This window comes from Microbacterium sp. Yaish 1 (assembly GCF_002245215.1).
Taxonomy (GTDB): Bacteria; Actinomycetota; Actinomycetes; order Actinomycetales; family Microbacteriaceae; genus Microbacterium.
On sequence record NZ_NPMR01000001.1, the window covers coordinates 1,410,223 to 1,436,408 of the forward strand.

Here is a 26,186-nt window from a genome sequence, read left to right on the forward strand (position 1 = left end):
GAGGTTGCCGGCGCGTGAAGCGCGTCGGTACGGGGCTATAGCTCAGGCGGTTAGAGCGCTTCACTGATAATGAAGAGGTCCCAGGTTCAAGTCCTGGTAGCCCCACCCCGAACCCCCTCGGGGCCTTAGCTCAGCTGGTAGAGCGCCTGCTTTGCAAGCAGGATGTCAGGAGTTCGAATCTCCTAGGCTCCACAGGCAAGACGCCGGGTATCCGTTCCCACGGATACCCGGCGTCACTGTTTCGCCGGCGCGTACGTCAGCGGGTGAGCAGCCTCAGACCGTATGCCTGCAGGATCTCGTTGACCGGCTGGAAGTACGTCGTGCCGCCGGTGCTGCAGTTGCCCGATCCACCGGACGTGACGCCCTGCGCCTGGTTTCCGGCGAGCAGCGAGCCGCCGGAATCACCGCGCTCGGCGCAGACCGACGTGCGGATGAGGCCCGAGACGGTGCCCTCCGCGTAACGGACGCTGCTGTTGTAGGCCTGCACCTGACCGCAGTGCCAGCCCGTCGTGGAACCGGAGCGGCACACGGTTGCGCCGACGGCTGCGGGCGTCGATCCGGCGACGGCGACAGCGCCGCCTGCGTAGTCGGAGACAGTCCCGACGGGGGTGTGCGACGGCGTCGCGACCCAGGCGTAGTCATCACCCGGGAAGCTCGAGCCGCGGAACGTCCCGTAGTTCGTCGATGCCCCTGCTCGGCCGCAGTGGCCGGCGGTCACGAACCCGCCCTCGACGGCGAAGCCGACCGAGCAGCGCGAGGTGCCGTTGATCGTGTACGCGATCCCGCCCTGGATGGTCGCGAACGTCTCGGGTGCCTCGGCAGTGATCTCCACGCGCACCGCGTCCGCGGGGGCTCCGATCTGCGCGGCGACCTCGGATGCCGCGGCATCGCCGAGGGTCTCGACGACCACCTGATTGGTGGTCACGTCGATCCACCATGATGTGACGTCGCCGACAGGGCCGGCTTCGGACAGACGGGCGGAGATCGACTCGAGATCGTCGATCGAATAGGCGACCTCGACGGGGACGGCGCCCGCGTTCTCGGCTGCCTGCCGCGCGTCCGCTGAGGTCACGGCCGTGTAGATCGTCCGCGTCGACTCGTCGAGCCAGGAGCCGGCATAGGCTGCACCGGTCTCGTCGGCGAGTGTGGCGGTCGTGGTGTTCGCGGTGTCCTGGAATGCGAGGACGTCGAGGGCGCCGGCGGTGTCGGTGCCGAGCTCTTCGGCCATCGCCGAGAGCAAGCCAGGATCGACGCCGGCGGAACCGTCGTCGGGGCCGGGCGTCTGTGCCGACGCCGGGGCGGTCATGATGCTCGTGAATGCCAGGCTCAGGGCGGCGATGCCCAGAGCCGAACGGGTCGTTGATCTCACGGGATGTCCTTCCATCGGGGGGAATGAATGGTGGGTACCCACTGGCATCAAAGCATCCTCAGGGCGTTTTGCGAAGGGGCTGCCAGGAAACTTGGACGGAATGTAACAACCCGCGCAACAATCGGCGAAAATCAGGAGTGGGCGTGGTCCGCCCGCTCTGCACCAGCCTCCGTGCTGATGGCGATCCCGTCCATGACGACGGCAACGACCTCCGCGGCCAGCGTCGGCGTCACCGGCAGATGCCCGAACAGCATCCGGTAGTAGACGGGTGCGGCGAGCATGTCGAGGATCAGGGGGATGTCGACATCGGGGCGGATGTCGCCGCGCTCGATGCCTCGCCGCAGCGCCGCTTCGCTGGAGGTACGGCGGGGATGGAACAGTCGGTCGAAGAACTCCTTCTCGAGCTCCGGGTCGTGTGCGAGGTCCGCCACGAGCGCCGGAAGGACCGAACGACCCATCTTTTCGCCGAAGGACGGGCTGAGGGAGCCGATTCCCTCGATGAGATCGCACCGGGTGCATCCGGTATCGGGTGTGGGCTGCGCGCCGAGCTGATCCAAGAGCGCGCTGACGATGAGGTGCTGTCGCGATCGCCACCGGCGTCGGAGCGCCGGGGTGTTCGTTCCCGCCCGGGAGGCGACGTCTTCGAGGGTCAGGCCGCTGTAACCGCGCTCGGCGAGAACCTCGAGCGTCGCACGCCGGATCGCCTCGTCGATGCGCGGATCGCGAGGTCGCCCGCGACTGGGGCGTGCGTCGTGAGCGTCAGAAGCGGATGATGCCACGCTCACACGATAGCCGTTTATATTGTGTTCTAGCATCGAATGAAAATGACAGCGAGAGGATCGAGATGCCGGAACATCGGGAGAGTACGTCGTCGCCATCGTCCACGGCACGGAGCCGGGTCTTCGATGCCCGCCACCGGGGGCTCACCGCGGGCATCCTGCTCTCCGTGGGAATGGTCGCGTTCGAGTCGCTCGGTGTCGCGACCGTCCTGCCCGTGATCGCACGCGACCTCGATGGGCTCGGCGCCTACGGTTGGGGGCTTTCGGCGCTGATGCTCGCGAACATCGTGGGAACCGTCACCGCGGGCCACATGGCCGACCGGCGGGGAGTGGCGCGTCCGCTGGCGCTCGGCATGCTGGTCTTCCTCGCGGGCTGCGCGATCGCCGGCGCCGCAGGCTCCTGGTCGCTGTTCCTGGTGGGGCGGGTGGTCCAGGGAATCGGTGTCGGAGCGGTGATGGCTGCGAGCTACACCGCGATCGGACGTGCGTATCCGGAGTCGCTCCGAGCGCAGATGTTCGCATTGCTGTCATCGGCGTGGACGATTCCCTCGCTCGTCGGACCGCTCCTGGCGGGGATCGCCGCCGACCTCGTGGGTTGGCGTTGGGTGTTCGTCGCGATGGTGCCGCTGATCATCGCGGCCATGGCGCTCACGCTCCCGCGGCTGCGGCGGATGGCGGACGCCGGGCCGGCTCACACCCAGACGCCGACCGCCGGCGGGGCACGGTGGTGGCGTGGGCCCCTCGCCAGCTCGCTCCTGCTCACCCTGGGAACGGCGCTGCTGCTTCAGGCTCTGCTGTTCGGAGACCTCGCGCTGATGGCGGTCGGTGCGATCCTCGGGCTCGGCGTCGCGCTCGTCGCGTTCCGCCGGGTGACGCCGGAGGGAACCCTGTCCGCCCGCGCCGGTCTCGGGGCCGGCGTGATCGTGCGTCTGCTCCTCAGTGGCGCCTACTTCGGAAGCGAGGCGTTCCTCCCGCTTGCGTTCCAGGAGCTGCGCGGGCAGACTCCGGCAGCGGCGGGACTGGCGCTCTCGGCGGGCGCCCTGACCTGGGTGGCCGGTTCGCTGCTCCAGGCCCGGTGGGACCGCCGCCATCACGGTCGCCGTTCGCGCGCGGTCGCCGGGGGAGCGGCTGTTCTCCTGCTCGGCACAGTCGCCATCGCCGTCACCGCTCTCGTCGACGTGGTTCCCGCGTGGTGCGCGATCGGTGGCTGGGCCATCGGGGGACTGGGCATGGGCATCGCCTTCAATGCGTCGACCACGGACACGATGGAACAGGCCCCTGACGGACAGCAGGGCCAGGTCAGCAGTGCGCTGCAATTGGCTCAGACTCTCGCCACCGCCGTCATCGCGGGCGTGGGCGGAGCGATCGTCGCGTCGGCGACCGGCGCAGCCGAGAGCCTTCCCGCAGCGATCGCGACCGTCTTCGCGGTGACCGCCGCGCTCGCGGCGCTCGCGCTCGCACTGTCGGGAAGACTGCGACCTGCGGCGGGATGAATGAGGTCGAGAAGCCGGTCAGGAGTTCTCGATGAGCCCGGCGACGATCTCGGTTGCGGTACCGGATGCGTCGATGAGTCCGAAGAAGTGCACGGCCCCGTAACCGAACTGGTATTCGCTGACGACCTCGTCATCGACGGGATACCCGTCTTCGTCGAAGGAGAACAGGAACCGGTATCCCGCCTCTCGCACCGCAGCCAGGCGGGACTCTTCGTGCTGGATTCGTCGTGGCTCATCCGCGATGCGGATCAGGGACGGGGCGTCCCCGTCTGCGATTGCCGGCTCCAGCGCGCGACCGACGAGGAACGGATGCACCGCCACCTCTTCCTCGGCGCGCGTCGAGGGGGCGTGGAGGAGCACGGCGACGGCGATGTCGGGGTAATGGTCGTCCGGGTCGCCGATCTCGAATCCGCGGCGAACGAACACCGAGAGCTCGCGATCATCGAGCCACGGCGCCGTTCCCGCGGCCAGGGTGAGCAGGTAGTCGTGCGTATTCAGGAGCGGGTCGTTCACGAGCACGCTCGGGGGCTTCCCGCCCAGGCGTGACCCGCTCACGGCGTCGGCGATCGCGACGTCGAATGCCTGCTCCATCCGACCATCGTATGAGGGCGGGTCGCCGGTCCCGCGACAACGAAAGCGCGGCGATCGGCGTCTTCCCGAGGCTGGCGCGACCGGTCAGCTCGATCAGCGCGAACGCTGCTCCGTGATGTCGGCGACAGTCGCGCCGTGCGCGGCGATGAGAGCATCGGCGTCGACGAAGAGGCTGTAGCCGTGCGCGCCGGCACCCATCGCGATGCGCCGCCCCACGATGGATGAATCGGCGAAGACCGGCCAGTCATGAGTGCTGCCGATCGGCACGATCGTGCCGCGTTCGTACCCGGTGGCCGCCAGGGCGAGCTCGGGCTCCGGCAGGCGCAGTTTGTTGACTCCCACGAGCGCCCGGAGCTTCGGCCAGGAGATCACCCGGTCACCCGGGACGAGCGCGAATAGGTAGGTGTCGTCGCTGCGTTTGATCACGAGGGTCTTCACGATGTCGTCGGGCTCGAGTCCGAGGAGCGCCGCGGCCTCATCGAGGCTGGAAGCGTCCGGACGCGGTCGCACGACGACATCGAGCCCACGCTCGGCCGCGGCGAGGCGGACCCGAGACGTGGGCTCGAGATCTTCGGTCATCCGATTCAGGCGTCGGGAGCGCGCAGCGGGTCGTCGGCAACCCACAGCTCGTCGTCGGCGCGAAGCGTCTGCCAGGCGGCGTAGAGCACGCCGGCGGCGGCAGCGACACCGAGGATCAGGGCGATGACGCCGCCGGCGCCACGCTTCTTCTTCGGCTCGGGCAGTGCGGCACGCGACTGGAACTTCTTCGTCGCCTTCTTGCCGTACTTGGCGGCCTTCTTCTTGACCGAGGTCAGGTCGAGGTCGACGCCGCGGCCGTGGGCGAGGCGCTCACGCGTGTCGTTCGCGGCATCCCACACCGAGAGGGCGCCGCCCACGACGGCACCAGCGGCGGGGATGAGGGCGCCGTTGTAGACCTTGCGGGTGGCGCGGACGCTCTTGTCGACGTACGGCGCCGCGTACTGCTCGTAGGTGTTCTGAACGGCGGGCTTGACGTGCTCGCGGTTGTAGTTGCCCAGCTGGTGGCCGGCGTCGCGTGCGACTTTGGCGGCCTCTCCCATCAGGACCTGCTGCGACTCCCACAGGGTGTTCGCCTGCTTCTGGAGCTTGCGGAGTTGCTTCTTGCGCTTGCGGCTGAGGCTCACGTGGGCCCTCCCTGCATCGTGGGACGTTTTCCCTCATCTTGCCAGAGAGCGCCCCAGCCAGCAGGGCATTGACAGGTGCGAGAATGGCACACATGCCTCAGCACACCGCAGTAGCGACGATCCACACCAACCACGGCGACATCGTCGTCAACCTTTTCGGCGACCAGGCCCCCCGCACGGTGAAGAACTTCATCGGCCTCGCCGACGGTTCGCAGGAGTGGACCGACCCCGCCACGGGCAAGCCTGGCGAGGGCCCCCTCTACACCGACGTCATCTTCCACCGCATCATCCCGAACTTCATGATCCAGGGCGGCGACCCGCTCGGCCAGGGCATCGGCGGCCCCGGCTACAACTTCGACGATGAGATCAGCCCCGAGCTGGACTTCCAGAAGCCCTACATCCTCGCCATGGCCAACGCCGGACTCCGCCGCAACGCGATCACCGGCAAGGCCGAGGGCACGAACGGCTCGCAGTTCTTCATCACCACCGACCCGACCCCCTGGCTGCAGGGCAAGCACACCATCTTCGGCGAGGTCGCGGATGACGCGTCGCGTCAGGTCGTCGACACGATCGCCTCGGTGAAGACCGGCGCGCAGGACCGCCCGGTCGACCCGGTGGTCATCTCGTCGATCGACGTCGTCACGGTCTGAGCGGTACGTGAGCGCGTCCGAGCTGCGGAGCAACCCCGACAATTTCTGTTACCGGCATCCCGACCGGCAGAGCTTCGTGCTCTGCCAGCGGTGCCTGCGCACCATCTGCGCGGAATGCCAGACGCAGATGCCCGTCGGTGTGATCTGCCCCGAATGTCTGCGTGATCAGCAGAAGAGCTCGGGCGCGCCGCGTCCCCGCCGCGCACCGCGCATCCTGCGTGCGGTGCGGTCCGACGATTCCCGCCCGCTGGTCACCTACGGGATCATCGGCGTAACGTTCTTCGCCTTCGTCGTCGGACTCATTCCCGGCGCGGGCGCCGTGGTGCAGTCGCTGCTGGCGCTGTACCCGCCGCTGCTCTACCCGCAGTTCAGCGGCACCTTCCAGCCCTGGCGTCTGTTCACGGTGCTGTTCGTGCACAGCGGCTTTTGGCACGTCGGGCTCAACATGCTCGCACTGTGGATGCTGGGACGCAGCCTCGAACCGATGCTCGGACGAGGTCGTTTCCTGTGGCTCTACCTGCTCAGCGGCCTCGGGGGATCCGTCGCGGTCGTCCTGTTCGGCTTCACGTCGGCGGTCGTCGGAGCATCGGGTGCGATCTTCGGACTCTTCGGCGCCCTGCTCGTGATCGGCCGCCACATCGGCGCCAACATCACGGGCATCGCCGTCGTCCTCGGGATCAACCTCGTCATCACGTTCCTGCCCCTGCTCACGAGCGGGCTCGGTGGCGGTGGCGGCGTCCAGATCTCATGGCAGGCGCATGTCGGCGGACTGGCCGTGGGAGCGCTGGTCGGACTGATCTACGCGCGCACCCGGACGATCCGACGTCGGAAGCTTCAGATCTGGTTGCTCGGCGCTACCGCCGCGGCCCTGATCGCCCTGCTCGCCGTGCCGCTCGCCCTGTACTGACGGAAGTTATCCACAGGTCTATCCCCAGGTGGGGATGGAATCACACCGGTGTGATTCCATCCCATGTGGAGAACTGCTCAGCGCCACCGAGTGGTCATGAGGAAGCCCACGAACGCGATCCCGAAACCGATCACCAGGTTCCAGCCGCCGATGCCGGGCACGGGAAGGGTGGAGTTGCTCAGGTAGAAGACGAGCACCCACACGAGTCCGATGAGCATCAGTCCCAGCATGATCGGCTTGAACCAGACCGGGTTAGGTGCGTCATCTGCGGGGCGTCGCTCCACGGTCGGGTCGTCGTGGTCGCTCGAAGATGCCATGGGAGAATCCTAGCCGTCGGACCTCGAGTCGCCCGGGCTCACCCGTCAGGACTCCCACAGGCCCGCCGTGAGACAGTAGGAGAGTGCTCCGCCTCGGTGATGGCATACCGAATCGAGAGGGGCCGACATGCCCGCATGGTGGGAACAGATCGTGCACGCAGTAACCGGCCGCGTCAGCCGGCACGATGACCTGCCCGATCTCCGGCAACTGCCGTCCCGGGCGGTGAGACTGGAACGCACTCACTATCTGGTCAATGATCGCGAGCGACAGAGCCGTCATCCCCGCGCCTACGTCCTGCGTACCGAAGTGGACGCATCTCGGGGGAGCGGCAGCGTCGCCGCTTTCTCGAACGGTCGTGGCGTGGGGTATCTGCCGCAGTCGGTCGCGGCCGAAATGCACCCGCTGCTCGATGATCTCGGAGGTGCCGCCGTCGTGAACGGCGCAGGTGCCAGAACCGGCAGCATCCGCCTCTGGATCGATGTCCCGACGACTGGTTCGGTCCGCGGCCTCGTCGCCGCAGTGAGATCTTCCAGAGCCGGGGGATAAACTCTGCGACTGTGGAGAGCACCCGTACGCCGACCCGACGCTCACGTCGGTCGCAGGCGCGTCCGCGGCGACGCGTGAGTGTGATCAGCGTGTTCGGCGAGCTCCTCCTGACCGCCGGCGTCGTGATGATGCTCTTCGTGAGCTGGCAGATGTGGTTCGGCGACATGATCATCGGTTCGCAGAAGCAGGCGGAGGCCGCCGCGCTCGCGCAGCAGTGGCAGGCGCAGGCTCAGGAGACGCCGACCCCCTCCGAGACTCCGACGGGCGATCCCGAGACCCCCGAGCCGGCAGCCATCCCGGTGCTGGCGGAGCCCGACCCCGGCGCGGAGTTCGGCATCATGTACGTGCCGCGCTTCGGTTCCGACTGGCAGTTCACGATCGCCAACGGCACCGGCAAGAAGGCGATCCTCGACCAGGGGCGCATCGGGCACTACGAGGGATCGGCGATGCCGGGCGCCGACGGCAACATGGCTGTGGCCGCCCACCGCTGGACCTCGGGCGCACCCTTCGACCCGGTCGACCGGCTCGTCGTCGGCGACGCGATCGTCATCCAGACCCAGGACGGCTGGTACACCTACCGCTTCCGCAATGTCGAGTACGTGCAGGACACCGCCATCGAGGTGCTCAACCCGGTTCCGCAGCAGGTGGACGTCAGCGCCAACGGCAAGTACCTCACCCTCACGAGCTGCGCGCCGAAGCTCAACATGCTCGAGCGCATCATCTCGTACGCGGTCTTCGACGAGTTCACCCCGACGTCGGCCGGTCCGCCGGCGTCTCTGACAGAGGGAGTCTCCGCCTGATGTACGGAGCACTGTGGCGAGTTCTCCCCGGGCCGTGGTGGCTTCGGGTGGTCTTCCTGCTGATCCTCGCGGCCGCGGTCGTGTACGCCCTGTTCTTCTGGGTCTTCCCGGCCATCGCGCCGTTCTTCGCCCCGGGCGAGGAGTCGACGGTCGGGTGACCACCGTCCTCGTGATCGACAATCACGACAGCTTCATCCACACCCTGGTCGGGTATCTCCACGAGCTCGGCGCCGAGACGGAGATGGTGGAGTCGGATGCCGTGCTCGACCCCTCCCGCCTCCTGGCAGGCTACGACGGCGTCCTCGTGTCGCCCGGGCCGGGGGCTCCCGAGGACGCGGGTGCATCGATCGCCGTCGTACGCGCGGCGGCGGCATCCGCGGTTCCCCTGATCGGGGTGTGTCTCGGTCATCAGGCGATCGCCGTCGCCTTCGGCGCCACCGTGGGCGAGGCGCCCGAGCTCATGCACGGGATGACGTCGGACGTGCGGCATGACGGGTCGTTCCTCTTCGACGGACTGCCCGACACCTTCACGGCTGGCCGGTACCACTCTCTCGCCGTGGACCCCGCGACGCTTCCGGCCGAGCTGCAGGTGACCGCCCGGGCCCGGGGCGGCACCGTCATGGCAGTCAGCCATCGCGACGCGCCCATCGTCGGCGTGCAGTTCCACCCCGAGTCCGTGCTGACCCAGGGCGGCTACCGGATGCTGGGCAACTGGCTGGGCTCGCTCGGGCTGACCACCGCGCGGGAGCGTGGCGCACGGTTGCATCCGCATCGACGGGACACGGGCGCGACCTGATCCGGCGAGACGGAGCTCAGCTTCCGGTGCAGACCCGCAGCGTGACGGTCGATCCGATCGGGACCTCACCCGGTGCGAGCGACTGCGACGAGACCGTGCGTCCGCCGGTTCCCGCGGCGCAGCCCGGATCCTCGACCACCTCGGGGATCAGCTGACGCGATTCCTGCTGCAGCTCGCGCTCGGCGGCCTCGACGGTGTACCCGGTGAGGTCGACCAGGGTCACGGTGCCGCTCGCGACCACGAGGTTGACGGACGATCCCATCGCGAGCGCCGAGCCCTCGGGAGCGGAGGCCTCGATGACCGTGCCGGCGGGCAGGGTCGGATCGTTGCGCGATCGCACCGTTCCCAGTTGCAGTCCGGCGCGCTGCAGCGCCTCGGTCGCTTCGGTGCGCGAGAGGTTCTGCAGCGTCGGGACGGTGGCCATCTCCTGGCCGGTCGAGACGTAGACGGTGACGCGCTGTCCGGGGGACAGGGTGATACCCGCGGCCGGTTCGGTTCCGATGACGTCGCCTGCCGGCACCGCGTCGTCGCTGCGGTCGGAGCGGACGGGATTGAGCTCGGCCTCTTCGATCAGGTTCTCCGCGAGGTCCCAGGACTTGCCGGAGACCTCGGGGACGGTGCGCGAGGTGCTGGGAACGGTCGTCCCGGTGTCGCGGAAGGCGAGCACCCAGATGAGCACCGCGATCAGCAGCGCTGCCAGCACCGCGACGCCGGCCCAGATCCAGCTCACAGGCGGCCCGGACTGCGTGCGGCGCATGGTGTTGTCGGTGCTGAGCTGACGCAGCGACCGTGCCGTCTCGGCCGCATGGCGCGGATCCGGTCCGTACAGCTCGCTCGCGAGTGCGCCCATCTGACGCTTCGTCGGCTGCTTGCCACCGACCGCCTGGTCGAGCGCGGCCCGGAACTCCGTGGCGTCCTGGAATCGCTGGAACGGACTCTTCGCAAGCGCACGCAGCACGACCGCATCGAGCGCCCGCGGTACCTCGTCGACGACCTCCGACGGCGGCAGCGGCGCCTCGCTGACGTGCTGGTAGGCGACCGCCACCGGCGTCTCGCCGCGGAAGGGCGCGCGGCCGGTGAGCAGCTCGTAGAGCACGACACCCGTCGAGTAGAGGTCGGCGCGCGCGTCGACGGGCTCGCCCTTGGCCTGCTCGGGGGAGAAGTAGGCGGCCGTGCCGATGATCGCGGTGGTCTCGGCGACCGTGGACGACGAGTCCGACACGGCACGGGCGATGCCGAAGTCCATCACCTTGACGTTCCCGGCGTCGGTGATCATGACGTTCCCGGGCTTGATGTCGCGGTGCACGACCCCGGCGCGGTGGGAGTACTCGAGCGCCTCGAGGATGCCGTCGACGTAGCGCACGGCATCCGCCTCGGGGAGCGGCCCGGCCTCGACCATGTCCTTCAGCAGGCGACCCGTCACGAGCTCCATGACGATGTACGGGACGGAGTGCTCGCTGCCGTCGGGGTCGGTCTCGGTGTCCTCACCGGCGTCGAACACGCGCACGATCGACGGGTGGGCCATCCGCGACGCCGCCTGGGCCTCCAGACGGAACCGCATGCGGAAACCGGGGTCGTCCGCCAGCTCGCGCTTGAGCACCTTGATGGCCACGTCGCGCCCGAGGGTCACGTCGTACCCGCGATACACGCTCGCCATGCCGCCGCGCCCGATGGGCTCGTCGATGCGGTAGCGCCCTGACAGCACACGTTGCTCTGCCGACACGTCACTCCCTGCGTTCGACTCGTACTCGGATGTTGGACTCATGGTCGAACCGGGTCAGCCGTTGCTTCCGCCGCCGTTCCCGTTGCCGCTGCCACTCCCGTTCCCGCCGCCGTTGCCGCCGCCGTTGGCGGGCTGGCTCGGCTGCGGCGACTGTGCCGTCTGGATGGTCGCGGCCGCCTCGGGGGAGACGGGCGAGGTGCGGTCGCCGCTCTCGCCGGCGCACGTCACGGTGTAGGTCACCGAGAGGGCCCCGGAGTCGCCGACGGTGACCGGTGCGGGGCGCTGGTTCAGGCTGAAGCTCGACGTGGTCTGGCCGTTGCCGAACGTTCCGCCGGAGACCGTGAAGCGGTACTCCGAGGGCGTGAGACCCGCCGGGCAGGAGTAGCTCGACCACATCACCTGCACGGTGGAGCCCGCGGTGACGCTGGTGACGGTCTGACCGTTGGACTGGATCGTCGGAGCGGCGGGTGCGCCGAGCGGGCTCTGCTCCGCGTACGACGTCAGGGTCACCGAATCGGTGGGCTTGACGTTGCCGAGCGGAACCACGTCGTAGACCTGGCCGACCTGGTCCTCGCTCGGAGCGGGGTTGCCGGGTGCACAGGTGACGTTCTCGAGGCCCGCGCGGGCGGCGACCGCGAGGGCGTCCTCGCACGAACGCCCCGTCAGCCCCAGCCCGTCGACGTTGATCGTCGTGGACGCGCTCGGACTCGCCGGGGTCGACGGCGTGTTGGCCGGGGTCGAGGGCGCCGACTCGGTCGGCGTCGTGGGAGCGGGCTCGGGGTCGCCGTTGCCGGAGAGCAGGGCGAACAGGGTGCCGCCGAGCACGATGACGAGCAGGGCGATGAGAGCGACGAGGGGCCAGGTCCACCGGCTGCGCTTGCGCTTGGGGGTCTCGGCCAGGTTGTCGTCCGCGGCGGCCGCTTCGGACGCGGCGCCCGCCGCACCCGCGGCCGCGAGTCCGGCACCGGCCGCGGCGGCCCCGGCCGGGAGCAGCAGCGTCGCGGTGTCGCCTCCCTCGGCGGGAAGCAGCTGCGTGACGTCGCTCGTGCCGGCACCGGCCACGATCGCCGGAACGGCGGCGTGGGCTGCGGCCAGATCACCGCGGCGGAGAGCGGATGCTGCGCGCGCGACCGCCGACGCGGAGGCCGGACGGTCGTCGGGCTTCTTGGCGATCATCGCGAGGATGAGCCTCTGCACCGGGTCGGAGACGGTCGCGGGAAGCGGCGGGGGCTGCTCGTTGATCTGCGCCATGGCGATCGCGACCTGCGACTCACCCGTGAACGGGCGCTTGCCCGCGACGGACTCGTACGCGACGATGCCGAGCGAGTAGATGTCGGTCGCCGGGGATGCCGGGTGCCCCGAGGCCTGCTCGGGGGAGAGGTACTGCACCGTGCCCATGACCTGACCGGTCGCGGTCAGCGGCACCTGGTCGGCGATGCGCGCGATGCCGAAGTCGGTGATCTTCACGCGGCCGTCGGGCGTGATGAGGAGGTTGCCCGGCTTGATGTCGCGGTGCACGAGGCCCGCCGCGTGAGCGGCCTGCAGTGCCGACGCGGTCTGGGCGACGATGTCGAGCGTCTTGTCGGACGACAGCGAGCCCTCGCGCTCGAGGATCGTCGAGAGCGCCTCACCGGGAACGAGCTCCATTACGAGAAAAGCGCTGCCGTTCTCCTCGCCGTAGTCGAAGACGCTCGCGATGCCCTCGTGGTTCACGAGCGCGGCGTGGCGGGCCTCGGCGCGGAAGCGCTCGAGGAACCCGGGATCGCCCATGTACTCGTCTTTGAGGATCTTGATCGCGACGGTGCGGCCGATGACGTGGTCGGTGGCTTCCCACACCTCGCCCATACCGCCGATCGCGATCCGCGAATCCAGTTCGTAACGCCCGCCGAAGCTCACGCCTTGCATGGGTCTCATCTGTTCAGCACCGCCTCGATAACCTTCTTCGCAATGGGGGCTGCGATCCCGCTGCTCGTCCCGGCCTGCCCCTGGCCGCCCCCGTTCTCGACCATCACTGTGACGGCCACCTGGGGGTTGTCCGCCGGCGCGAAGCCGGTGAACCACAACGTGTACGGATCGCCTGGACCGTGCTCCGCAGTGCCCGTTTTTCCGGCGACATCGACGCCGTCTATTCTTGCACCGCTCGCCGCACCGTCACGGACATTGGCGACCATGAGCGTGCGCATCTGCTCAGCGACATCCGTGCTGAGAGCGCGTTGGAACTCGCTCGGCTCGAACTTCTCCTGCACCGTCAGATCGGGTGCGACGACGGAGTCGAGCAGCTGAGGCTTCATCACCATCCCGCCGTTCGCGATGCCCGCCGAGACCTGGTTGATCTGCAGGGGCGTGGCGGTGACGTCGCCCTGACCGAAGCCGGACAGCGCCGTGCGGGCGTCGTTCAGTCCGCGAGGGTACTGCGACGCGGTGGCGAGAAGCGGGATCTCCATCTCGCTGTTGAAACCGAACTTCTCGGCCTCTTCGCGGATGGCGTCGTCGCCCAGTTCGACCGCGAGCTCGGCCATCGGGATGTTGCAGCTGAGCCGCAGCGCGGTCGCGAGCGTCACCGTCTCGCCCGGGCCGCAGGTGCCCAGGTCGAAGTTGTGGAGCGTGTTGCTCGTGCCCGGGATCGTCCAGGTCGCGGGATTGGGGAACGTCGACTCGGGCGTGTACTTGCCCGACGACAGCGCCGCCGAGGTCACCACGAGCTTGAAGGTCGATCCCGGCGGGTTGAGGTCGCCGCCGATCGCGCGGTTGAACAGCGGCTTCAGCGGGTCCGCCGCGAGCTCGTCGTACGCGGCGTTGACGCCGGCCGAGTCGTGCGATGCGAGCAGGTTGGTGTCGAAGCTCGGGCTCGTGACCATCGCGAGGATGCGGCCCGTCGCGGGATCGCTCGCCACCACGGCGCCCTCGTAGCCCTGCAGGGCATCGAAGGCCGCCTGCTGGATCTTCGGGTCGATCGTCAGCAGCACGTTCGAGCCGCGTGCGGGCGCACCCGAGATGATCTGCTCGAGGCGAGCGAGGAACTGCGTGTCGTCGGTGCCCGAGAGCGACTGGTTCATGATCTGCTCGATGCCGGACGAAGATCCGAGCACCGGGTTGATCCATCCCGTGATGGGCGCCCACATGGCGGCATCCGTGTACTGCCGCTGCCACGTGTAGAGGTCGCCGCTCGGCACGGATGCCGCCACGACCGAGCCGCCCGCGATGATCGACCCGCGCTGAACCTCGAACGAGTCGTACAGCGTCCGCCGGTTGCCGGGGTTCTCGTTCAGCGCCTGGGCCTGGATCACCTGGATCCAGCTGGTCGAGATGAACAGGGCGAGGAACATCGCCAGCATCACGAAGCTGAGGCGTCGCAGTTCCTTGGTCATCCGATCACCACCCGGGGTCGAGAGCGAACCGCATCCGAGATGCGGAGGAGGAGGGCCACGATGATCCAGTTCGCCACGAGCGACGACCCGCCGGCAGCCAGGAACGGTGTCGTCAGCCCCGTGAGCGGGATCACGCGGGTGACGCCGCCGACCATGATGAACACCTGCAGCGCGATCGTGAACGACAGGCCGGTCGCGAGGAGCTTGCCGAAGTCGTCCTGACCGGCCAGGCCGATGCGGACGCCGCGGCTCGTGAAGACCATGTACAGGCACAGCAGGGCGAAGAGGCCGATGAGGCCCAGCTCCTCACCGAGGCTCGGGAAGATGTAGTCGCTCTGCGAGAGCGGCGTCATCCACGGGCGGCCCTGGCCGAGCCCCGTGCCGATGAAGCCGCCCTTCGCGAGCCCGTACAGTCCGTTCACGAGCTGGAAGCTTCCGCCGGCCGCGTCGATGTTCGCCGGGTCGAACGGGTTCAGCCAGTTCTGGAACCGCCCCTTGACGTAGGGGAGCACCTGCGAGGCGATCGCTCCGCCCGCGACCACGAGGGTCAGACCGATCATCACCCAGCTCGTCTTGCCGGTGGCGACGTAGAGCATCGCGACGAACATCCCGAAGATGAGGGTCCCGGTGCCGAGGTCGCGCTGGAGCACGATGATGGCCAGCGAGATCGCCCAGATGACCAGCACCGGGCCGAGCTCGCGGGCGCGCGGCCACGTGATGCCGAGAAAACGGGTGCCCACCGATGTGAGCGATTCGCGCGTGCGCACCAGGTAGCCCGCGAAGAAGATCGCGAGGGCGATCTTCGCGAGCTCGCCCGGCTGGAACGAGACGATTCCGCCGATCGACACCCAGACGTCGGCACCGGCTTCGACGCCCAGACCCGGGACGAAGGGCAGCAGCAGCAGCGCGATGCCCGCGAAGCCGAACACGTAGGTGTACCGGAACAGCACCCGGTAGTTCCGCAGGGCGATGACCACGGCCAGCGCGGCGGCGAGGGCGATGGCGCACCAGACGATCTGTCGCACGGCCAGCATGTCCCAGCCCTCGGACGTGCCTTCGAGATCGATCCGGTAGATCATGGCGATGCCGATGCCCGACAGGAGTGTCGCGATCGGAACGACGAAGGGATCAGCGTCGCGCGCGCGCAGGCGCAGCACCACGTGGATCGCCAGCGCGAGCGCGTCGAGCACGGCGCAGTAGACCAGGAACGAGGAGTCGATCGCGTCGTTCTTCCCGAGCTGCACGAGGGCGAGCGCGGCGGCGTTGATGACGAAGGCGAACAGGAGCAGACCCAGCTCGCGGTTGCGCTGCGTCTGCGGCATCCGCAGTTTGCGCAGAGCCTTGATGACCGAGGTGTCGGCCGATACGGCGGTGCCGGTCACGATGATCCTCCGTCCACGCGCAGGTTCGCGACGATGGCTCGAGCCTCGGCGAGCGAGTCGGCCGTGATCGTCTGTTTGACCAGGTCCAACTGATACGGAGCCAGGTCGGCGAGGGCGATCCCGGTGTCCTCCTCGGGCGAGGAGAGCGAGATCGGTCCGATGCTCGGCGGGATGCCGCGGTAGATCACGACCGTGTCCTCATCGACGCCCACGAAGAAGCGGGTCTGCGTCCAGCTGTAGGCGCCGAACAGCACGACGCCGATCGCCGCGAGGATGACGATGAAGCCCGCGAACCAGGTGAGCCGGCGCCGGCGTGCGCGGCGGCGGTCCTCCTCGATCAGCTCCTCGAGGAACTCCGCGGCCGGTTCGAAGTGCGTCGGTTCGTTCGCGGCCTGGCGGGCAGGATGCAGCCAGCTGCTGCGCTGCGGACGCGCCGCAGGCACCTCGATGCCGAGGGGGTGAGAGGCGGAGCCCACGACCGTCGGCGGTCCGCTGAAGAGCGGGTGCTGGCCTCCGACGTCGACGATGACGATCGTGACGTTATCGGGTGCCCCGCCGTCGAGGGCCTGCTTCAGGAGGCTGTCGGCCGTGCGGCCCGGAGCCCAGCCCTGTCCGAGCGCCTTCGCGGTGTGCGCGTCGTCGACGACGCCCGACAGTCCGTCGGAGCACAGCAGCCACCGGTCGCCGGGCTGCGTGGGCATGATGAACGTGTCGATCTCGGGATCGGGATCCATGTCGCCCAGCACGCGCATGAGCACCGAGCGGCGCGGGTGGTAGCGGGCCTCCTCGGGAGTGATGCGGCCCGAGTCGACCAGGCGCTGCACGAACGTGTGGTCCGTCGTGATCTGGGTGAGCGTCCCGTCGCGGAACAGATACAGGCGCGAATCACCGATGTGGGCGATGACGGCGTACTCGTCGACCATGACGAGCGCGCTGACGGTGGTGCCCATGCCGGCGAGCTCGGGGCGCACCTTGACGGTGCTGATCAGCTCCGCGGCCGTGTCGGCCAGCGCCTCGCGCAGCGCCGCCTCGGCCTCGGTCGTCGACGAGAAGGCGTGGTCGAGACTCTCGAGCCGTCGGACCGCCAGGCTCGACGCGACGTCACCGCCCGCGTGACCGCCCATGCCGTCGGCGACGACGAACAGGTTCGAGCCGCAGAAGCCCGAGTCCTGGTTGTTCGAGCGCACCTTCCCGGTATGCGAGATGGCGGCGCTGGAGCCTTGGAAGACCATGCGTGCGGGCTACTTCCGCAGTTCGAACGTCGTCGCGCCGACCTTGATCGGCGCCCCCACGACGACCGGAACCGGAGAAGCGACGCGCTCGCCGTCGTGCCACGTGCCGTTGGTCGAATCGAGGTCCTGGATCATCCACTGGTTGCCCCACAGCACCAGACGCGCGTGGTGGCTCGACGTGTAGTCGTCGCGGATGACGAGACCCGACTCGCTCGAGCGGCCGATGGTCAGCGGCTCGGAGCCGAGCGGAAGCTCCAGGCCGGCCTTGGGGCCGCTCGTGATGACGATGCGCGACACGGCGTCGGTCGTCGCCTTTCCGCCCTTGCCTGCCGGGGCCGGGGTGCCAACCGCGCCGACGGCGGCGGTGGCGGCATCCGGAGACGACGTGGGGGGCCGGGTGACCGCGGGGCTCGCCGCAGGCGCGGCGCCGGCCGCCGCCGGCTCGGGGAGCTTGCGCACCTTCACGCCGAACAGGTCGGCGCGCAGCGAGTACACGACGGCGAACACGAAGAACCACAGCAGGACCAGGAAGCCGATCTGCAGCAGCAGGAGGGTGAGCGGACTCATCGGGCTTCACCTCGCGTGTCGTACATGCGGGTCGCGTCGGCCGCCGACATCCGCGGACGTGCGGGAGCCTGGGCCTGCGGGACGACGCGGAAGACGATGTCGGTGCGACCGATGCGCACGACGCCGTCCGACGGCAGGGCGGCCTCGCTGACGCGCGCGCCGTTGAGCTGGGTGCCGTTGGTGGAGCCGAGGTCGCGCACCATGGCGCGCTCGCCGTCCCAGAGGATCTCGACGTGCTTGCGGCTGGTTCCGGCATCCGGAATGGTGATGTCGGCGTCGCTGCCGCGCCCGATGACGGTGCGGGCTGCGACGATCGGATGACGCGTCCCGTCGATGTCGAGCACGGCCTGCCACGACACGCGGGCGCCCGCGTCCGAGTTGGAGTCGACGCGGACGGTGCCCGTCGACAGCTGCGGGTCGGCCTGGAGCGTCACGGTCACGGCGCCCGAGAACGAGTACCCCTGGGCCTTCGCGTGCTTCTCGACCATTCCGCGCAGCTCGTCGAGGAGAGCCGGCCCGATCGCGTTCATGCGCTCGGCGTCGTTGTCGGACAGGCGCACCGTGAAGGCGTTGGGCACAAGGATGCGGTCGCGGCTGACGACCGCGGCCTTCTTGTCGAGTTCGCTGCGGAGGGCCGAGGCGATCTCCACCGGCTGGACGCCGCTGCGAAAGGTCTTGGCGAAGGCGCCGTTGACGGCACGCTCGAGACCCTTCTCGAAGCTGTCAAGTAGTCCCACTGGGCTCCTCAGGCAGGCGGATGGTTGCTTCATCGTAGTCAGCGAGGCTGAACGGACCATGCATTGGGCCTCCGATCGCGGCTCAGGAGCCGCCATCGGCGTGATATCCTCGGGAAGTTGAGTTCGTGCAAACACGTTCTCGCGCGAGTGGCGGAATAGGTAGACGCGCTGGCTTCAGGTGCCAGTGCCCGCAAGGGCGTGGGGGTTCAAGTCCCCCCTCGCGCACAGTGAGACGAAGGCCTCCGACCGGGAAACCGGCGGAGGCCTTCGGCGTTCGATCCCGATTCTCTTATCGAGCGCACATCTCGCGCCGATACGTTCGCGCGGTCGCCGCCGGCGGCGCCGTGTGTTGACGAACCGGGAGAGCCGATGCCCACGACTGTTCTGCTCGTGATCGGCCTCGCCTTGTTCATCTGGGCGCTGTGGAGCCGTCTGTTCCGGCGGGCGAGCGTCAACGGGCCGATCGTCATGACGGCCATCGGCCTCGTCGCGGGGGCGCTCCTGCCGACGCAGAACCTTCTGTTCATGGAGTCGAAAGTCACGCTCGTGCTGGCGGAGGTCGTGCTCGCGTATCTGCTCTTCGTCGACGCCCTCGATGTCCGGGGCTCGTTGCGCTCGCAGTTCACGGGCGTCCCCGCGCGACTCCTCGGCATCGGGCTGCCGTTGTCGCTGCTGCTCGTGCTCGCGGTCGGTCTGATCCTGCCGCTCGGTCTGTCGATCGCCGTGATCCTGGCGATCGCGTGCATCGCGGTTCCCGCCGACTTCGCCCCCGAGACCTCGCTCGTTCGTGACAGTCGCGTGCCCGCTCGGGTGCGTCGGTGGTTGAGCGTCGAGAGCGGTTACAACGACGGCCTCGTGTCGCCGCTGCTGCTCGGCGCCCTCGCCTTCGCCAGCGCGGGGAACACCGGTGACGCGGGACGAGCCTTCGCCGTCGCGGCACCCGCGGGCGTCATCGCGATCGTCGTAGGCGGACTCCTCGGCCTCGGCATCGGCGTCACGACGCGGTTCGCCGATGACCGCGGTTGGACCGAGGCGCAGAGCATGCGGATCGCCTTCGTCGCCGCGCCCGTCGTCGTGTTCGCGGCGGCCGTCATGCTCCACGGCAACGGCTTCGTGGCCGTCTTCGTGGCCGGGTTCGTGATCCGCGTCACACGAGGGGCCAACGGCATCCCGCGGGCCGAGCTCGCGCTCCTCGAGGACCTGAGCTGGCTCGCCAACCTGCTGCTCTGGCTGGCGTTCGGCTTCGCCGCGATCATCCTGCTCAGCGAGACCTACGACTGGTGGCCCGCGATCGTCCTGGCGCTGGTCGCGCTCACCGTCGGCCGCTTCGTGCCGGTGGCTCTGGCCCTTCGGGGCAGCAACGCCACCGCCAAGGAGCGGTTCTTCATCGCCGCCATGGGGCCGCGCGGCGCGGCATCCATCGTGTTCGGCCTGATCGCGGCCAACGCGCTTCCCGGCGAGGACGGCTTCCTCGTGCTCGCCGCCACCTGCATGGTCGTCCTCGGCAGCGTCGTGCTGCACGGGATCGGCGGCCCGCTGCTCGTGCGACGTCTCTGGGGTGCACCGCGAGCCGACCATGACCGCCAGCCGACAGTGAAGGAGTCCTCGTGAACGCAGCCGTCCGACAGGTCGATCTCAGACCCGCCGACGAGAACGAGCGGATGTCGTTCGCCCGGCGACTGCAGGCGTCGTTCGCGCTCGCCGTGACCGACAGAGGCCCGAGCGCGGACGTCCCGACGCCCTCGGACCGCGAGGTGTTCGCCTCGTTCGACGACCCGGCCTCGGGGGTGTTCGACATTGTGACGGAGGGCGAGGTCGTGGGCGGCGCGGTCATCGCGGGCGACGACGATCGCCGCTCGCTCGAGCTCTTCTTCATCGATGCCGGCGCTCACGGGCGCGGGCTGGGGCGTGCCGCCTGGCGAGCGATCGAGGCGCGCTACCCGGACACCCGGATCTGGGAGACCCACACCCCCCACTTCGAGGTGCGCAACATCCACTTCTACGTCAACGTGTGCGGCTTCCACATCGTCGAGTTCTTCCACCCCGGGCATCCGCTCGAACACCCCGGCGAGGCGCCGGGGGACGAGGACCACTCGCCCGAGGTCGACGAGGACGTGCCGGAGCTGATGTTCCGGTTCGAGAAGGTGATGCCCCGCACCGTTACGACGCCGGGGCCTCCAGGGCGACCTTCGGCTTAGCCCAGGAGCGGCCGCGCGTGTCCTTGAGGATGTCGTACTCGACGTCGACGTGCGGCTCGATCGCGCTGTACTTGTCGTTCGGGGCGCCGATCACGAGCTGGAAGCCGAGCCCGCGCCACGCTCCGATCGCACGCTTGGTGAAGTGGGCGTCGGCCTTGATGAGGGCCTCGTCCATGAAGACGGGGGCGTAGCGGGGGCGCTCGGCGCTGGCGTCGCCGAGCTGGTAGCGGAGCGCCGCGCCGACGATGAAGGCGATGAGCTCCTGCGACTCGCCGCCGGATTTCTCGCCGATGTGGTCGTACAGCGCGACGTGCTTCTTCGTCACGGCATCCACGCGCTCGGCGCTCACGCGAACGTGGTTGCGCACGTCGATGAGGTCGCCGAAATCGGGTGCCGACCGCCGCATGTGCCCGATGAGGCGCGACATCCGGCGGTAGGCGTGCTCGCGCTCGTCATCGGTCGTGGCGTTCTCGATGAGCCCGCGCACCTCGCGCAGCTCGCGCCGGAAGCGCCGGCGGGGCTCGGACTGGTTCTCGCGCGTGGTGATCTGCAGGCGATGGTCGTCGTCGTAGAACGGCAGGTCCTGCATGATGCGGTTGATCGGCTCGATGCGATCACGGATCTCGCGGATCGATCGGCTGAGCGTCGAGTCGAGGTTCGTGAGGTCGTTGCCCGACAGTTTGAGGAGGCTGTCACGCCACTCGGCCTCGAGCTCGTGCAGCCCGCTGGTCTCGAGCGCCTGGAGAGCGCGTTCGAAGTCGTCGATCGAGGTGTCGGGGTCGGGCAGCAGGTTCGGATTCGGCCACCGCTCGAGGAAGCTCACCATGATGCGTCGCAGGCCATCGCGGCTCTCGTCGAGGGCGTCGACGGCCGCCCGTCGGTCCTCTGCGAGGCGCTGCGCGGCCGTCGCGAGTGCTGCGGAGAAGCGGTTCAGCGCCTCGGACGGGCTGGCGTCCGAGGTCGGCCCATCGAGATGGAATCGCTCGTCGAGGAACGCGGACTGTGCGGCGGAGAGAGTACGCCCTGCCCGCTCGGCGTCGTCGAGCACGGACTGATCCGAATCGACGTCGTCGATCACCTCGGCCCAGTGCGCCTCGATCTGATCGCGCTCGATCGACACGCGGGCGATCTCGTCGCGCAGGCGGGCGATCCGGTCCTTGATGTCGGAGATCCGTCGCTGCACATCGGCGATCTCGGGGTTGGCGGCCGTGACGTCGCTCTGCACGCCGATCCAGCGATCCCGTCCCGCGGTGACCGCCTCGACATCGACCTCTTCCCAGGTCAGGTCGGTGATCTTGGCGTACACGGCAAGGCGCGAGTCGACCGTGTCGAGCTCGGTCTCGGCGGCCTTCCGCTCCCGCAGGGCGTCGTCGAGACGGCGGCGAGCGTCGTCGACGAGACGTGCCACGTCGTGCCGGCGTCGCTCGTTCGAGAAACCGAGGACGTTCTCGCGGCCGTGGCCGCCATGCGCGCCGCGGTTTCCCTGCGCGACCTGTCCCGTGATCGTGAGCGCCATGCGGTGCTTCGGCAGCTCGGCGCTGGAATCGACGCAGACGTATCCGTGACGGGTCTCGAGCCGCTCCTGCAGCCAGCCGGTGAACGGCGAGCTCTGGTAGTCGAGACGCCCGGGCAGGGTCTGCGGGTCGAGGTTGGCGACCGGCTCCAGGCCGGCGTGCACGCCCTCGAAGCGCAATCGCACGGGGGTGTGGACCGATTCGATCGCCGCCCGGAACCGTCCTAGATGAGCGGTATCGATCAGCACCGTCGTGGCGAAGCCGCCGAGCGCGAGGTTGAACGCCTCTCGCCACGGCTCGAACTCAGTGCGCACCTCGACGAGCTCGCCGACGAACGGAAGGTCGGCTGTCGTGAGCCCGGCGGCCTCCGCGAGCCGCTCGCGCGACTCGTGCAGAGCGGGTGGGATGTTGCCGTGACGAGAGGCCACGCGCTCAGCCTCCGCCTCCAGTTCTGCGACCTCGATCCGCGCGGCTTTCGCTGTGGACGCGGCTTCAGCGAACGCGGAGCGAGCACGGGCCTTCGCATCGGAGTCGGCGAGCTCTGCCCGGGCGCGGGAGATGAACGCCGTGAACTCGTCGCGGTTCGAGAGTTCGACGCCCAGACCGCGGAGGGCAACGTCGAGCGCCTCGCGGTGTCGCCGGACGTCGGTGAGCCGCCGCTCCACCTCGCGCAGTTCGCGCTGCGCCGTGGCCAGGCGATCCCCGCCGGAGAGCCGGAGCACGTCGATCAGGCCATCGCGCTCCGCCTCGGCGCCATCTGCGAGAGCACGCTTCTCGCGAAGCGTGACCTCGGCCGCGGTCTTGCGTTCGCGCAGCTCGGTCTCGACGTCGCGCAGCATCCCCAGGCGTCTGTCGGCTCGCCAGAGGGTGGCGAGCGACCCGGCATCCGAGAACGAGCCGACCTCGTCGATCAGGTTCACGCGCTCGGCGGCGGCGGCCATCTTGGTGCGCAGCTGCGGGATGGGTGTGAGCGCGGTCACCTGCTGCCGGGCCGTCAGCATGCGCATGCGCGTGCTCTCGAGTCCGTCGAAGTGCGCGACGACGGCGTCGGCCGTCTCCATCGTCTCGGGCTCTTCGAGCACGAGACGCTTGTAGAGGTCATCGACGGTCGTGATCTGCTGCCCGGCCTGGATGCGGGCGAGCAGACTCATCGCCTTGGCACCGGCCCCCGCTGCCCCGATGCCCAGCACCGCGTGCAGGCGGGCCGAGAACTCGCGGTCCGTTCCCACGGGCTCCAGGCCGGCGTCACGCACGGCGGCGTCGGAGAGGCGCTGCGCGGCGGCCGGTTCGAGCGAGCGGAGGTCGAAGGCCCGATCGGTCGTCGCCCGCACGCGCACGGTGTCTTCGAGCACGCGAGCGCTGGCCGGGATGTACCAGGCGCGCAACGCCGTGAACTGCGACCCGTCGTGATCGATCCACGTCATCGAGACGGCGGTCCAGGTGTCTTCGCCGTCGCCGCGGAGGACGGTCATCTTCGTGCCGTCCTCGGTGCGCGACTCGTCGATCTTGCCGCGGCCGTAGGAGAGGATGTTGCGCTGCTCGGAGCCGCGCGGACGACCGGTGACGCCACCGTTCGAGGCGCCGTTGAACGGAGTGGTGTGGGGCATCATGAGCGCGATGTACGCGTCCATGAGCGTGGACTTGCCCGACCCCGAGCCACCGCACAGAAGAGTGGCACCGGGGGAGAAGCGCACGCGATGGGCGCCCTCGTAGCCGCCCCAGTTGATGAGCTGAAGGTCTTCGGCGAGCCACTGCTGGCCGCGGGATGCCGCCGGGATGAGCCCGAACAGCGTCTCGAGCATCGTCACAGCTCCTCCTCCTGAGGTTCGTCGTCGCCTTCTTCGTCTTCCTCGGCGGTGATGCCACCCGTGTCGTCCGCCCCCGACCGGTCCCGCAGCCACTCGCGCAGTTCGCGCAGCTTCTCGGCGCTGAGGACGATCTCGACGAGCGGACTGATGCGGAAACGGCCCGTCGTCTCCTCGTCGACGATGCCGTCGCGGGCGAGCCGGTCCATCGCCTTGCGGATGAGTCTCTGTCGCTTCGCGGTGTCGCCCTCGGCATCCGCGAAGTAGCTCATCACGGTCTGCTCGACGTCTTCGATGTCGACCCGGGCAGCCGGCTCCCCGGCCGCCGATTCCCGCTGGTACACCGTGCGCAGGTGCACGAGGACGAGGGTCTCGGAGCGCGTGTATGCAGCATCCCGAAGCAGGATCGGAACATCGAGCTCGTCCGAGCGCACCTGTTGCTTGTAGGCGACGCCGCGGTCGTGGTCGATCACGAGCCGCACGAACAGGTCGTTGAGGCGCGATTCGACGAGCTGCTGATTGTCGAGGAGGGCTGTCCACTCCTCGCGGTTGCGGTCGGCGAGCACGAACCGCCGCTGCAGCAGGTGGACGAGCACGCGGCGCACCGCGGGATCGAGAACTCCGCGATCGCCGGGGAAGAGCTCGCCGAGATCGTCCTCCATCGCGGCGGGCTCGACGAATGCGCCGTCGCCCGGGGCCTCGTCTTCAGCTGTGCCGAGGGTGGCGGTGTCAGTCATCGTTGGACTCCTTCGAGGTGCGGGCGGTCACGGACCCGAAGGCGAAGCGCCGGGTGGTTCCGTCCGGGCGACGCGCCTCGACCACCGAGAGGTCGTCGCCCTCGCGCATGCCGTTGCGGTGGGCGATCTCGAGGAGGCCGACCAGGTCGACCGGGCGGCGCACGTCGTCGTCTGCGGCGAGGAAGGCCTCACCCAGGTCGAACTCCTCGCCGAGGGCCGCGACGTGTGCCTCGAGCTCGGCGTAGCGCGGACCGCCCCACGCGCGCGTGTCGGCATCCAGAATCTCCGCGTCTTCGTCGGACGCTGTCAGCGGTGCCGGCGCACGGGGCGGGCGGATGTCGGTCGTCGACTGCCGCAGGTGGCGGATGTCTGCCGTCGGCAGGCTGCGGACCGGGTCGACCGTGGCCTCGGACGACGTGCTGTGCGTCCAGACCTGCAGGCCGGCCATGACATCCCGAAGCAGATCGTCGACGTGGCGATCACGGATGGGGTCATGGGTGCGCACCTGCGCGGTGATGACCCGCGACGCACGGCGCTGCGCGGTCAGAACCTCTTCGACGCCGAGTTCGACGCGCCGTCCGATCGCGTCGAGCTCGGCGCGCTGCTCGGCGTCCATCAGGCGCGAGAAGGGCTGCGTGAGCAGAGTGTGCAGCTGATCGGTGAGGCTGTCGATGCGTTCGGGATCGCCGATCAGCCTGAGCGCGCCGGCGAACGCCCGGCCTTCCGGTGTGGACTGCATGACGTACTGCCCGCGCTGCAGGTACTCGCGCAGCACTTCGCCGGTGGGTCGAACATCGCGCCGGAGGTCGGCGACGACATCGCGCTGCATGGCCTTGATCGACTCCGCGACGCGCGTGAAGTCGGCGGGCAGCTCACGTGCCAGGTGCAGCACGTTCTCGGCTTCTTCGAGCAGCTGCTCGTCGTCGATCGGCTCGGACTCCCCGAGCTGCAGGCGTGCGATCTCGGCGTCGAGCGCGTCGCGTTCGCGGATGAGGCGCGCGAGGCGCACTTCTGGGTCGGTCTCGGCGTGGTCGGAGAGTCGCTCGACCGCCTCGAGGAGCGTGCGGACGCGCGAGTTCGACACGCGAGTGCGGCCGCCGGTGGTGCGTCCGGTGATCTCCAGCGCGCCCACCGCATGCGCCGTCAGCCGGTAGACCTCGACGTCGCCGTCGATCTGGGGGACGAGCCATCCCACCCGCACCCAGTAGCGGCAGATCTCACGGGCTGTGCCGGCCGGCAGCGCGCGGTCGTCCTCGTCGTATCCGGCCGCACGCAGCTCGTCGAGGATCTCGGCGACTTCGGCGTGCGCATCCGAGATCTCGACGGACGGCCGGTCGACGGAGAAGACGAGCGAGAGCGTTGCGACCACGAACGGCGCGTAGCGGCCGTGGAGGAGATCGAGCGTGGGGGTGCGGAACGCCGACAACGCACGCACATATGCGGCCTCAGCGCGAGTACTTCCCATCCATGCAACAGTATCCGGCGCGCCGACATCGAGCCGTCGCGTCAGA

At 69.1% G+C, this 26,186-nt stretch carries 25 protein-coding genes and 3 tRNA genes; 12 read left to right on the forward strand and 16 right to left on the reverse strand.

Going from position 1 to position 26,186, the window contains the following annotated elements; genetic code table 11:
• Positions 1 to 31 precede the first annotated feature (31 nt).
• Both CI089_RS06680 and CI089_RS06685 read left to right on the forward strand, forming a co-directional pair.
• A tRNA-Ile gene (locus CI089_RS06680) sits at positions 32 to 105 on the forward strand.
• Positions 106 to 119: 14 nt separating this feature from the next.
• Positions 120 to 192 (forward strand) — tRNA-Ala (locus CI089_RS06685).
• Positions 193 to 256: 64 nt separating this feature from the next.
• Here the strand turns inward: CI089_RS06685 and CI089_RS06690 are convergent.
• Entirely contained in the window at positions 257 to 1,369 is a 1,113-nt protein-coding gene (locus CI089_RS06690) for a S1 family peptidase (RefSeq protein ID WP_256977583.1), read from the reverse strand.
• Between the two features lie 131 nt (positions 1,370 to 1,500).
• Positions 1,501 to 2,148 (reverse strand): TetR/AcrR family transcriptional regulator, encoded by a 648-nt coding sequence (locus tag CI089_RS06695; RefSeq protein ID WP_218823021.1) that lies wholly within the window; start codon positions 2,146 to 2,148, stop codon positions 1,501 to 1,503.
• 65 nt (positions 2,149 to 2,213) lie between these two features.
• Here CI089_RS06695 and CI089_RS06700 point away from each other — a divergent pair, with 65 nt between their 5' ends.
• Positions 2,214 to 3,641, forward strand: coding sequence for an MFS transporter (locus tag CI089_RS06700; RefSeq protein ID WP_094260776.1), 1,428 nt, complete (start codon positions 2,214 to 2,216; stop codon positions 3,639 to 3,641).
• Between the two features lie 18 nt (positions 3,642 to 3,659).
• Here the strand turns inward: CI089_RS06700 and CI089_RS06705 are convergent, their stop codons facing one another.
• The 3 genes from CI089_RS06705 to CI089_RS06715 all read right to left on the reverse strand — a co-directional run bounded on the left by CI089_RS06705 (position 3,660) and on the right by CI089_RS06715 (position 5,395).
• On the reverse strand, positions 3,660 to 4,232 hold the full coding sequence (locus tag CI089_RS06705; RefSeq protein ID WP_094260777.1) for a hypothetical protein: 573 nt from the start codon (positions 4,230 to 4,232) through the stop codon (positions 3,660 to 3,662).
• Positions 4,233 to 4,325: 93 nt separating this feature from the next.
• Positions 4,326 to 4,811, reverse strand: coding sequence for an aminoacyl-tRNA deacylase (locus CI089_RS06710; protein ID WP_094260778.1), 486 nt, complete (start codon positions 4,809 to 4,811; stop codon positions 4,326 to 4,328).
• Positions 4,812 to 4,816: 5 nt separating this feature from the next.
• The gene (locus tag CI089_RS06715) at positions 4,817 to 5,395 is read right to left on the reverse strand and encodes a DNA helicase (protein ID WP_094260779.1); all 579 of its coding nucleotides are present in this window, start codon (positions 5,393 to 5,395) and stop codon (positions 4,817 to 4,819) included.
• A 92-nt stretch (positions 5,396 to 5,487) separates the two neighbouring features.
• On the opposite strand from CI089_RS06715, the gene CI089_RS06720 reads away from it, so the two are divergent.
• Both CI089_RS06720 and CI089_RS06725 read left to right on the forward strand, forming a co-directional pair.
• On the forward strand, positions 5,488 to 6,045 hold the full coding sequence (locus tag CI089_RS06720) for a peptidylprolyl isomerase (RefSeq protein ID WP_179223252.1): 558 nt from the start codon (positions 5,488 to 5,490) through the stop codon (positions 6,043 to 6,045).
• Positions 6,046 to 6,052: 7 nt separating this feature from the next.
• On the forward strand, positions 6,053 to 6,952 hold the full coding sequence (locus CI089_RS06725; RefSeq protein ID WP_094260781.1) for a rhomboid family intramembrane serine protease: 900 nt from the start codon (positions 6,053 to 6,055) through the stop codon (positions 6,950 to 6,952).
• 77 nt (positions 6,953 to 7,029) lie between these two features.
• Here CI089_RS06725 and CI089_RS06730 read toward each other — a convergent pair whose 3' ends face one another.
• On the reverse strand, positions 7,030 to 7,269 hold the full coding sequence (locus tag CI089_RS06730; RefSeq protein ID WP_023953414.1) for a cell division protein CrgA: 240 nt from the start codon (positions 7,267 to 7,269) through the stop codon (positions 7,030 to 7,032).
• 127 nt (positions 7,270 to 7,396) lie between these two features.
• Between CI089_RS06730 and CI089_RS06735 the strand changes: the two genes are divergently transcribed.
• The 4 genes from CI089_RS06735 to CI089_RS06745 all read left to right on the forward strand — a co-directional run bounded on the left by CI089_RS06735 (position 7,397) and on the right by CI089_RS06745 (position 9,412).
• Positions 7,397 to 7,816 carry a hypothetical protein gene (locus tag CI089_RS06735; RefSeq protein WP_094260782.1) on the forward strand — a complete coding sequence of 140 codons (420 nt, stop codon included), beginning with the start codon at positions 7,397 to 7,399 and terminating at the stop codon, positions 7,814 to 7,816.
• Positions 7,817 to 7,890: 74 nt separating this feature from the next.
• A complete protein-coding gene (locus tag CI089_RS06740; RefSeq protein ID WP_256977586.1) occupies positions 7,891 to 8,616 on the forward strand; it encodes a class E sortase in 726 nt (241 codons plus the stop codon).
• Complete coding sequence (locus tag CI089_RS16420; protein ID WP_179223253.1) at positions 8,616 to 8,774, forward strand: hypothetical protein; 159 nt, start codon at positions 8,616 to 8,618, stop codon at positions 8,772 to 8,774. Before CI089_RS06740 ends, CI089_RS16420 begins: the two co-directional genes overlap by 1 nt.
• The gene (locus tag CI089_RS06745) at positions 8,771 to 9,412 is read left to right on the forward strand and encodes an anthranilate synthase component II (RefSeq protein WP_094260783.1); all 642 of its coding nucleotides are present in this window, start codon (positions 8,771 to 8,773) and stop codon (positions 9,410 to 9,412) included. The genes CI089_RS16420 and CI089_RS06745 overlap by 4 nt, the downstream gene beginning before the upstream one ends.
• A gap of 16 nt (positions 9,413 to 9,428) precedes the next feature.
• Here the strand turns inward: CI089_RS06745 and pknB are convergent, their stop codons facing one another.
• The 7 genes from pknB to CI089_RS06780 are packed head-to-tail and all read right to left on the reverse strand — an operon-like array spanning position 9,429 to position 18,421.
• Positions 9,429 to 11,177: a Stk1 family PASTA domain-containing Ser/Thr kinase gene (gene pknB / locus CI089_RS06750; RefSeq protein WP_179223254.1), complete on the reverse strand. Its 1,749-nt coding sequence runs from the start codon at positions 11,175 to 11,177 to the stop codon at positions 9,429 to 9,431.
• Positions 11,178 to 11,189: 12 nt separating this feature from the next.
• The gene (locus tag CI089_RS06755) at positions 11,190 to 13,049 is read right to left on the reverse strand and encodes a serine/threonine-protein kinase (protein ID WP_094260785.1); all 1,860 of its coding nucleotides are present in this window, start codon (positions 13,047 to 13,049) and stop codon (positions 11,190 to 11,192) included.
• The gene (locus CI089_RS06760) at positions 13,046 to 14,503 is read right to left on the reverse strand and encodes a peptidoglycan D,D-transpeptidase FtsI family protein (protein ID WP_094260786.1); all 1,458 of its coding nucleotides are present in this window, start codon (positions 14,501 to 14,503) and stop codon (positions 13,046 to 13,048) included. The genes CI089_RS06755 and CI089_RS06760 overlap by 4 nt, the downstream gene beginning before the upstream one ends.
• Positions 14,500 to 15,825, reverse strand: a complete 1,326-nt coding sequence (locus tag CI089_RS06765) for an FtsW/RodA/SpoVE family cell cycle protein (RefSeq protein WP_094261279.1) — start codon at positions 15,823 to 15,825, stop codon at positions 14,500 to 14,502. The genes CI089_RS06760 and CI089_RS06765 overlap by 4 nt, the downstream gene beginning before the upstream one ends.
• Before the next feature lie 56 nt (positions 15,826 to 15,881).
• Positions 15,882 to 17,117 carry a PP2C family protein-serine/threonine phosphatase gene (locus CI089_RS06770; protein ID WP_094260787.1) on the reverse strand — a complete coding sequence of 412 codons (1,236 nt, stop codon included), beginning with the start codon at positions 17,115 to 17,117 and terminating at the stop codon, positions 15,882 to 15,884.
• Between the two features lie 9 nt (positions 17,118 to 17,126).
• Entirely contained in the window at positions 17,127 to 17,684 is a 558-nt protein-coding gene (locus CI089_RS06775; RefSeq protein WP_064955281.1) for an FHA domain-containing protein FhaB/FipA, read from the reverse strand.
• Complete coding sequence (locus tag CI089_RS06780) at positions 17,681 to 18,421, reverse strand: FhaA domain-containing protein (protein WP_094260788.1); 741 nt, start codon at positions 18,419 to 18,421, stop codon at positions 17,681 to 17,683. Before CI089_RS06780 ends, CI089_RS06775 begins: the two co-directional genes overlap by 4 nt.
• 141 nt (positions 18,422 to 18,562) lie before the next feature.
• Here CI089_RS06780 and CI089_RS06785 point away from each other — a divergent pair.
• From CI089_RS06785 to CI089_RS06795, 3 genes are all read left to right on the forward strand, one after another.
• Positions 18,563 to 18,646: transfer RNA gene (locus tag CI089_RS06785), tRNA-Leu, on the forward strand.
• A gap of 144 nt (positions 18,647 to 18,790) precedes the next feature.
• Positions 18,791 to 20,032 (forward strand): cation:proton antiporter domain-containing protein, encoded by a 1,242-nt coding sequence (locus CI089_RS06790; protein WP_094260789.1) that lies wholly within the window; start codon positions 18,791 to 18,793, stop codon positions 20,030 to 20,032.
• Positions 20,029 to 20,619 (forward strand): GNAT family N-acetyltransferase, encoded by a 591-nt coding sequence (locus CI089_RS06795; protein ID WP_256977587.1) that lies wholly within the window; start codon positions 20,029 to 20,031, stop codon positions 20,617 to 20,619. The genes CI089_RS06790 and CI089_RS06795 overlap by 4 nt, the downstream gene beginning before the upstream one ends.
• Here CI089_RS06795 and CI089_RS06800 read toward each other — a convergent pair.
• From CI089_RS06800 to CI089_RS06810, 3 genes are read right to left on the reverse strand one after another with little or no spacing between them, the layout of a single operon-like run.
• Complete coding sequence (locus CI089_RS06800; RefSeq protein WP_094260790.1) at positions 20,582 to 23,941, reverse strand: ATP-binding protein; 3,360 nt, start codon at positions 23,939 to 23,941, stop codon at positions 20,582 to 20,584. The two genes, CI089_RS06795 and CI089_RS06800, sit on opposite strands and share 38 nt — an antisense overlap.
• Positions 23,938 to 24,675, reverse strand: coding sequence for a DUF4194 domain-containing protein (locus tag CI089_RS06805; RefSeq protein WP_094260791.1), 738 nt, complete (start codon positions 24,673 to 24,675; stop codon positions 23,938 to 23,940). The genes CI089_RS06800 and CI089_RS06805 overlap by 4 nt, the downstream gene beginning before the upstream one ends.
• Positions 24,668 to 26,140: a DUF3375 domain-containing protein gene (locus CI089_RS06810; protein WP_094260792.1), complete on the reverse strand. Its 1,473-nt coding sequence runs from the start codon at positions 26,138 to 26,140 to the stop codon at positions 24,668 to 24,670. Before CI089_RS06810 ends, CI089_RS06805 begins: the two co-directional genes overlap by 8 nt.
• Between the last annotated feature and the right edge of the window lie 46 nt (positions 26,141 to 26,186).

Excerpts from the sequence above, each read along its gene's own strand:
- CI089_RS06700 (WP_094260776.1), top strand. The coding sequence starts at position 2,214 with ATGCCGGAACATCGGGAGAGTACGTCGTCGCCATCGTCCACGGCACGG.
- CI089_RS06705 (WP_094260777.1), bottom strand. The coding sequence starts at position 4,232 with ATGGAGCAGGCATTCGACGTCGCGATCGCCGACGCCGTGAGCGGGTCA.
- CI089_RS06710 (WP_094260778.1), bottom strand. The coding sequence starts at position 4,811 with ATGACCGAAGATCTCGAGCCCACGTCTCGGGTCCGCCTCGCCGCGGCC.
- CI089_RS06720 (WP_179223252.1), top strand. The coding sequence starts at position 5,488 with ATGCCTCAGCACACCGCAGTAGCGACGATCCACACCAACCACGGCGAC.
- CI089_RS06730 (WP_023953414.1), bottom strand. The coding sequence starts at position 7,269 with ATGGCATCTTCGAGCGACCACGACGACCCGACCGTGGAGCGACGCCCC.
- CI089_RS06735 (WP_094260782.1), top strand. The coding sequence starts at position 7,397 with ATGCCCGCATGGTGGGAACAGATCGTGCACGCAGTAACCGGCCGCGTC.
- CI089_RS16420 (WP_179223253.1), top strand. The coding sequence starts at position 8,616 with ATGTACGGAGCACTGTGGCGAGTTCTCCCCGGGCCGTGGTGGCTTCGG.
- pknB (WP_179223254.1), bottom strand. The coding sequence starts at position 11,177 with ATGAGTCCAACATCCGAGTACGAGTCGAACGCAGGGAGTGACGTGTCG.
- CI089_RS06755 (WP_094260785.1), bottom strand. The coding sequence starts at position 13,049 with ATGAGACCCATGCAAGGCGTGAGCTTCGGCGGGCGTTACGAACTGGAT.
- CI089_RS06760 (WP_094260786.1), bottom strand. The coding sequence starts at position 14,503 with ATGACCAAGGAACTGCGACGCCTCAGCTTCGTGATGCTGGCGATGTTC.
- CI089_RS06765 (WP_094261279.1), bottom strand. The coding sequence starts at position 15,825 with ATGCCGCAGACGCAGCGCAACCGCGAGCTGGGTCTGCTCCTGTTCGCC.
- CI089_RS06770 (WP_094260787.1), bottom strand. The coding sequence starts at position 17,117 with ATGGTCTTCCAAGGCTCCAGCGCCGCCATCTCGCATACCGGGAAGGTG.
- CI089_RS06775 (WP_064955281.1), bottom strand. The coding sequence starts at position 17,684 with ATGAGTCCGCTCACCCTCCTGCTGCTGCAGATCGGCTTCCTGGTCCTG.
- CI089_RS06790 (WP_094260789.1), top strand. The coding sequence starts at position 18,791 with ATGCCCACGACTGTTCTGCTCGTGATCGGCCTCGCCTTGTTCATCTGG.
- CI089_RS06805 (WP_094260791.1), bottom strand. The coding sequence starts at position 24,675 with ATGACTGACACCGCCACCCTCGGCACAGCTGAAGACGAGGCCCCGGGC.
- CI089_RS06810 (WP_094260792.1), bottom strand. The coding sequence starts at position 26,140 with ATGGGAAGTACTCGCGCTGAGGCCGCATATGTGCGTGCGTTGTCGGCG.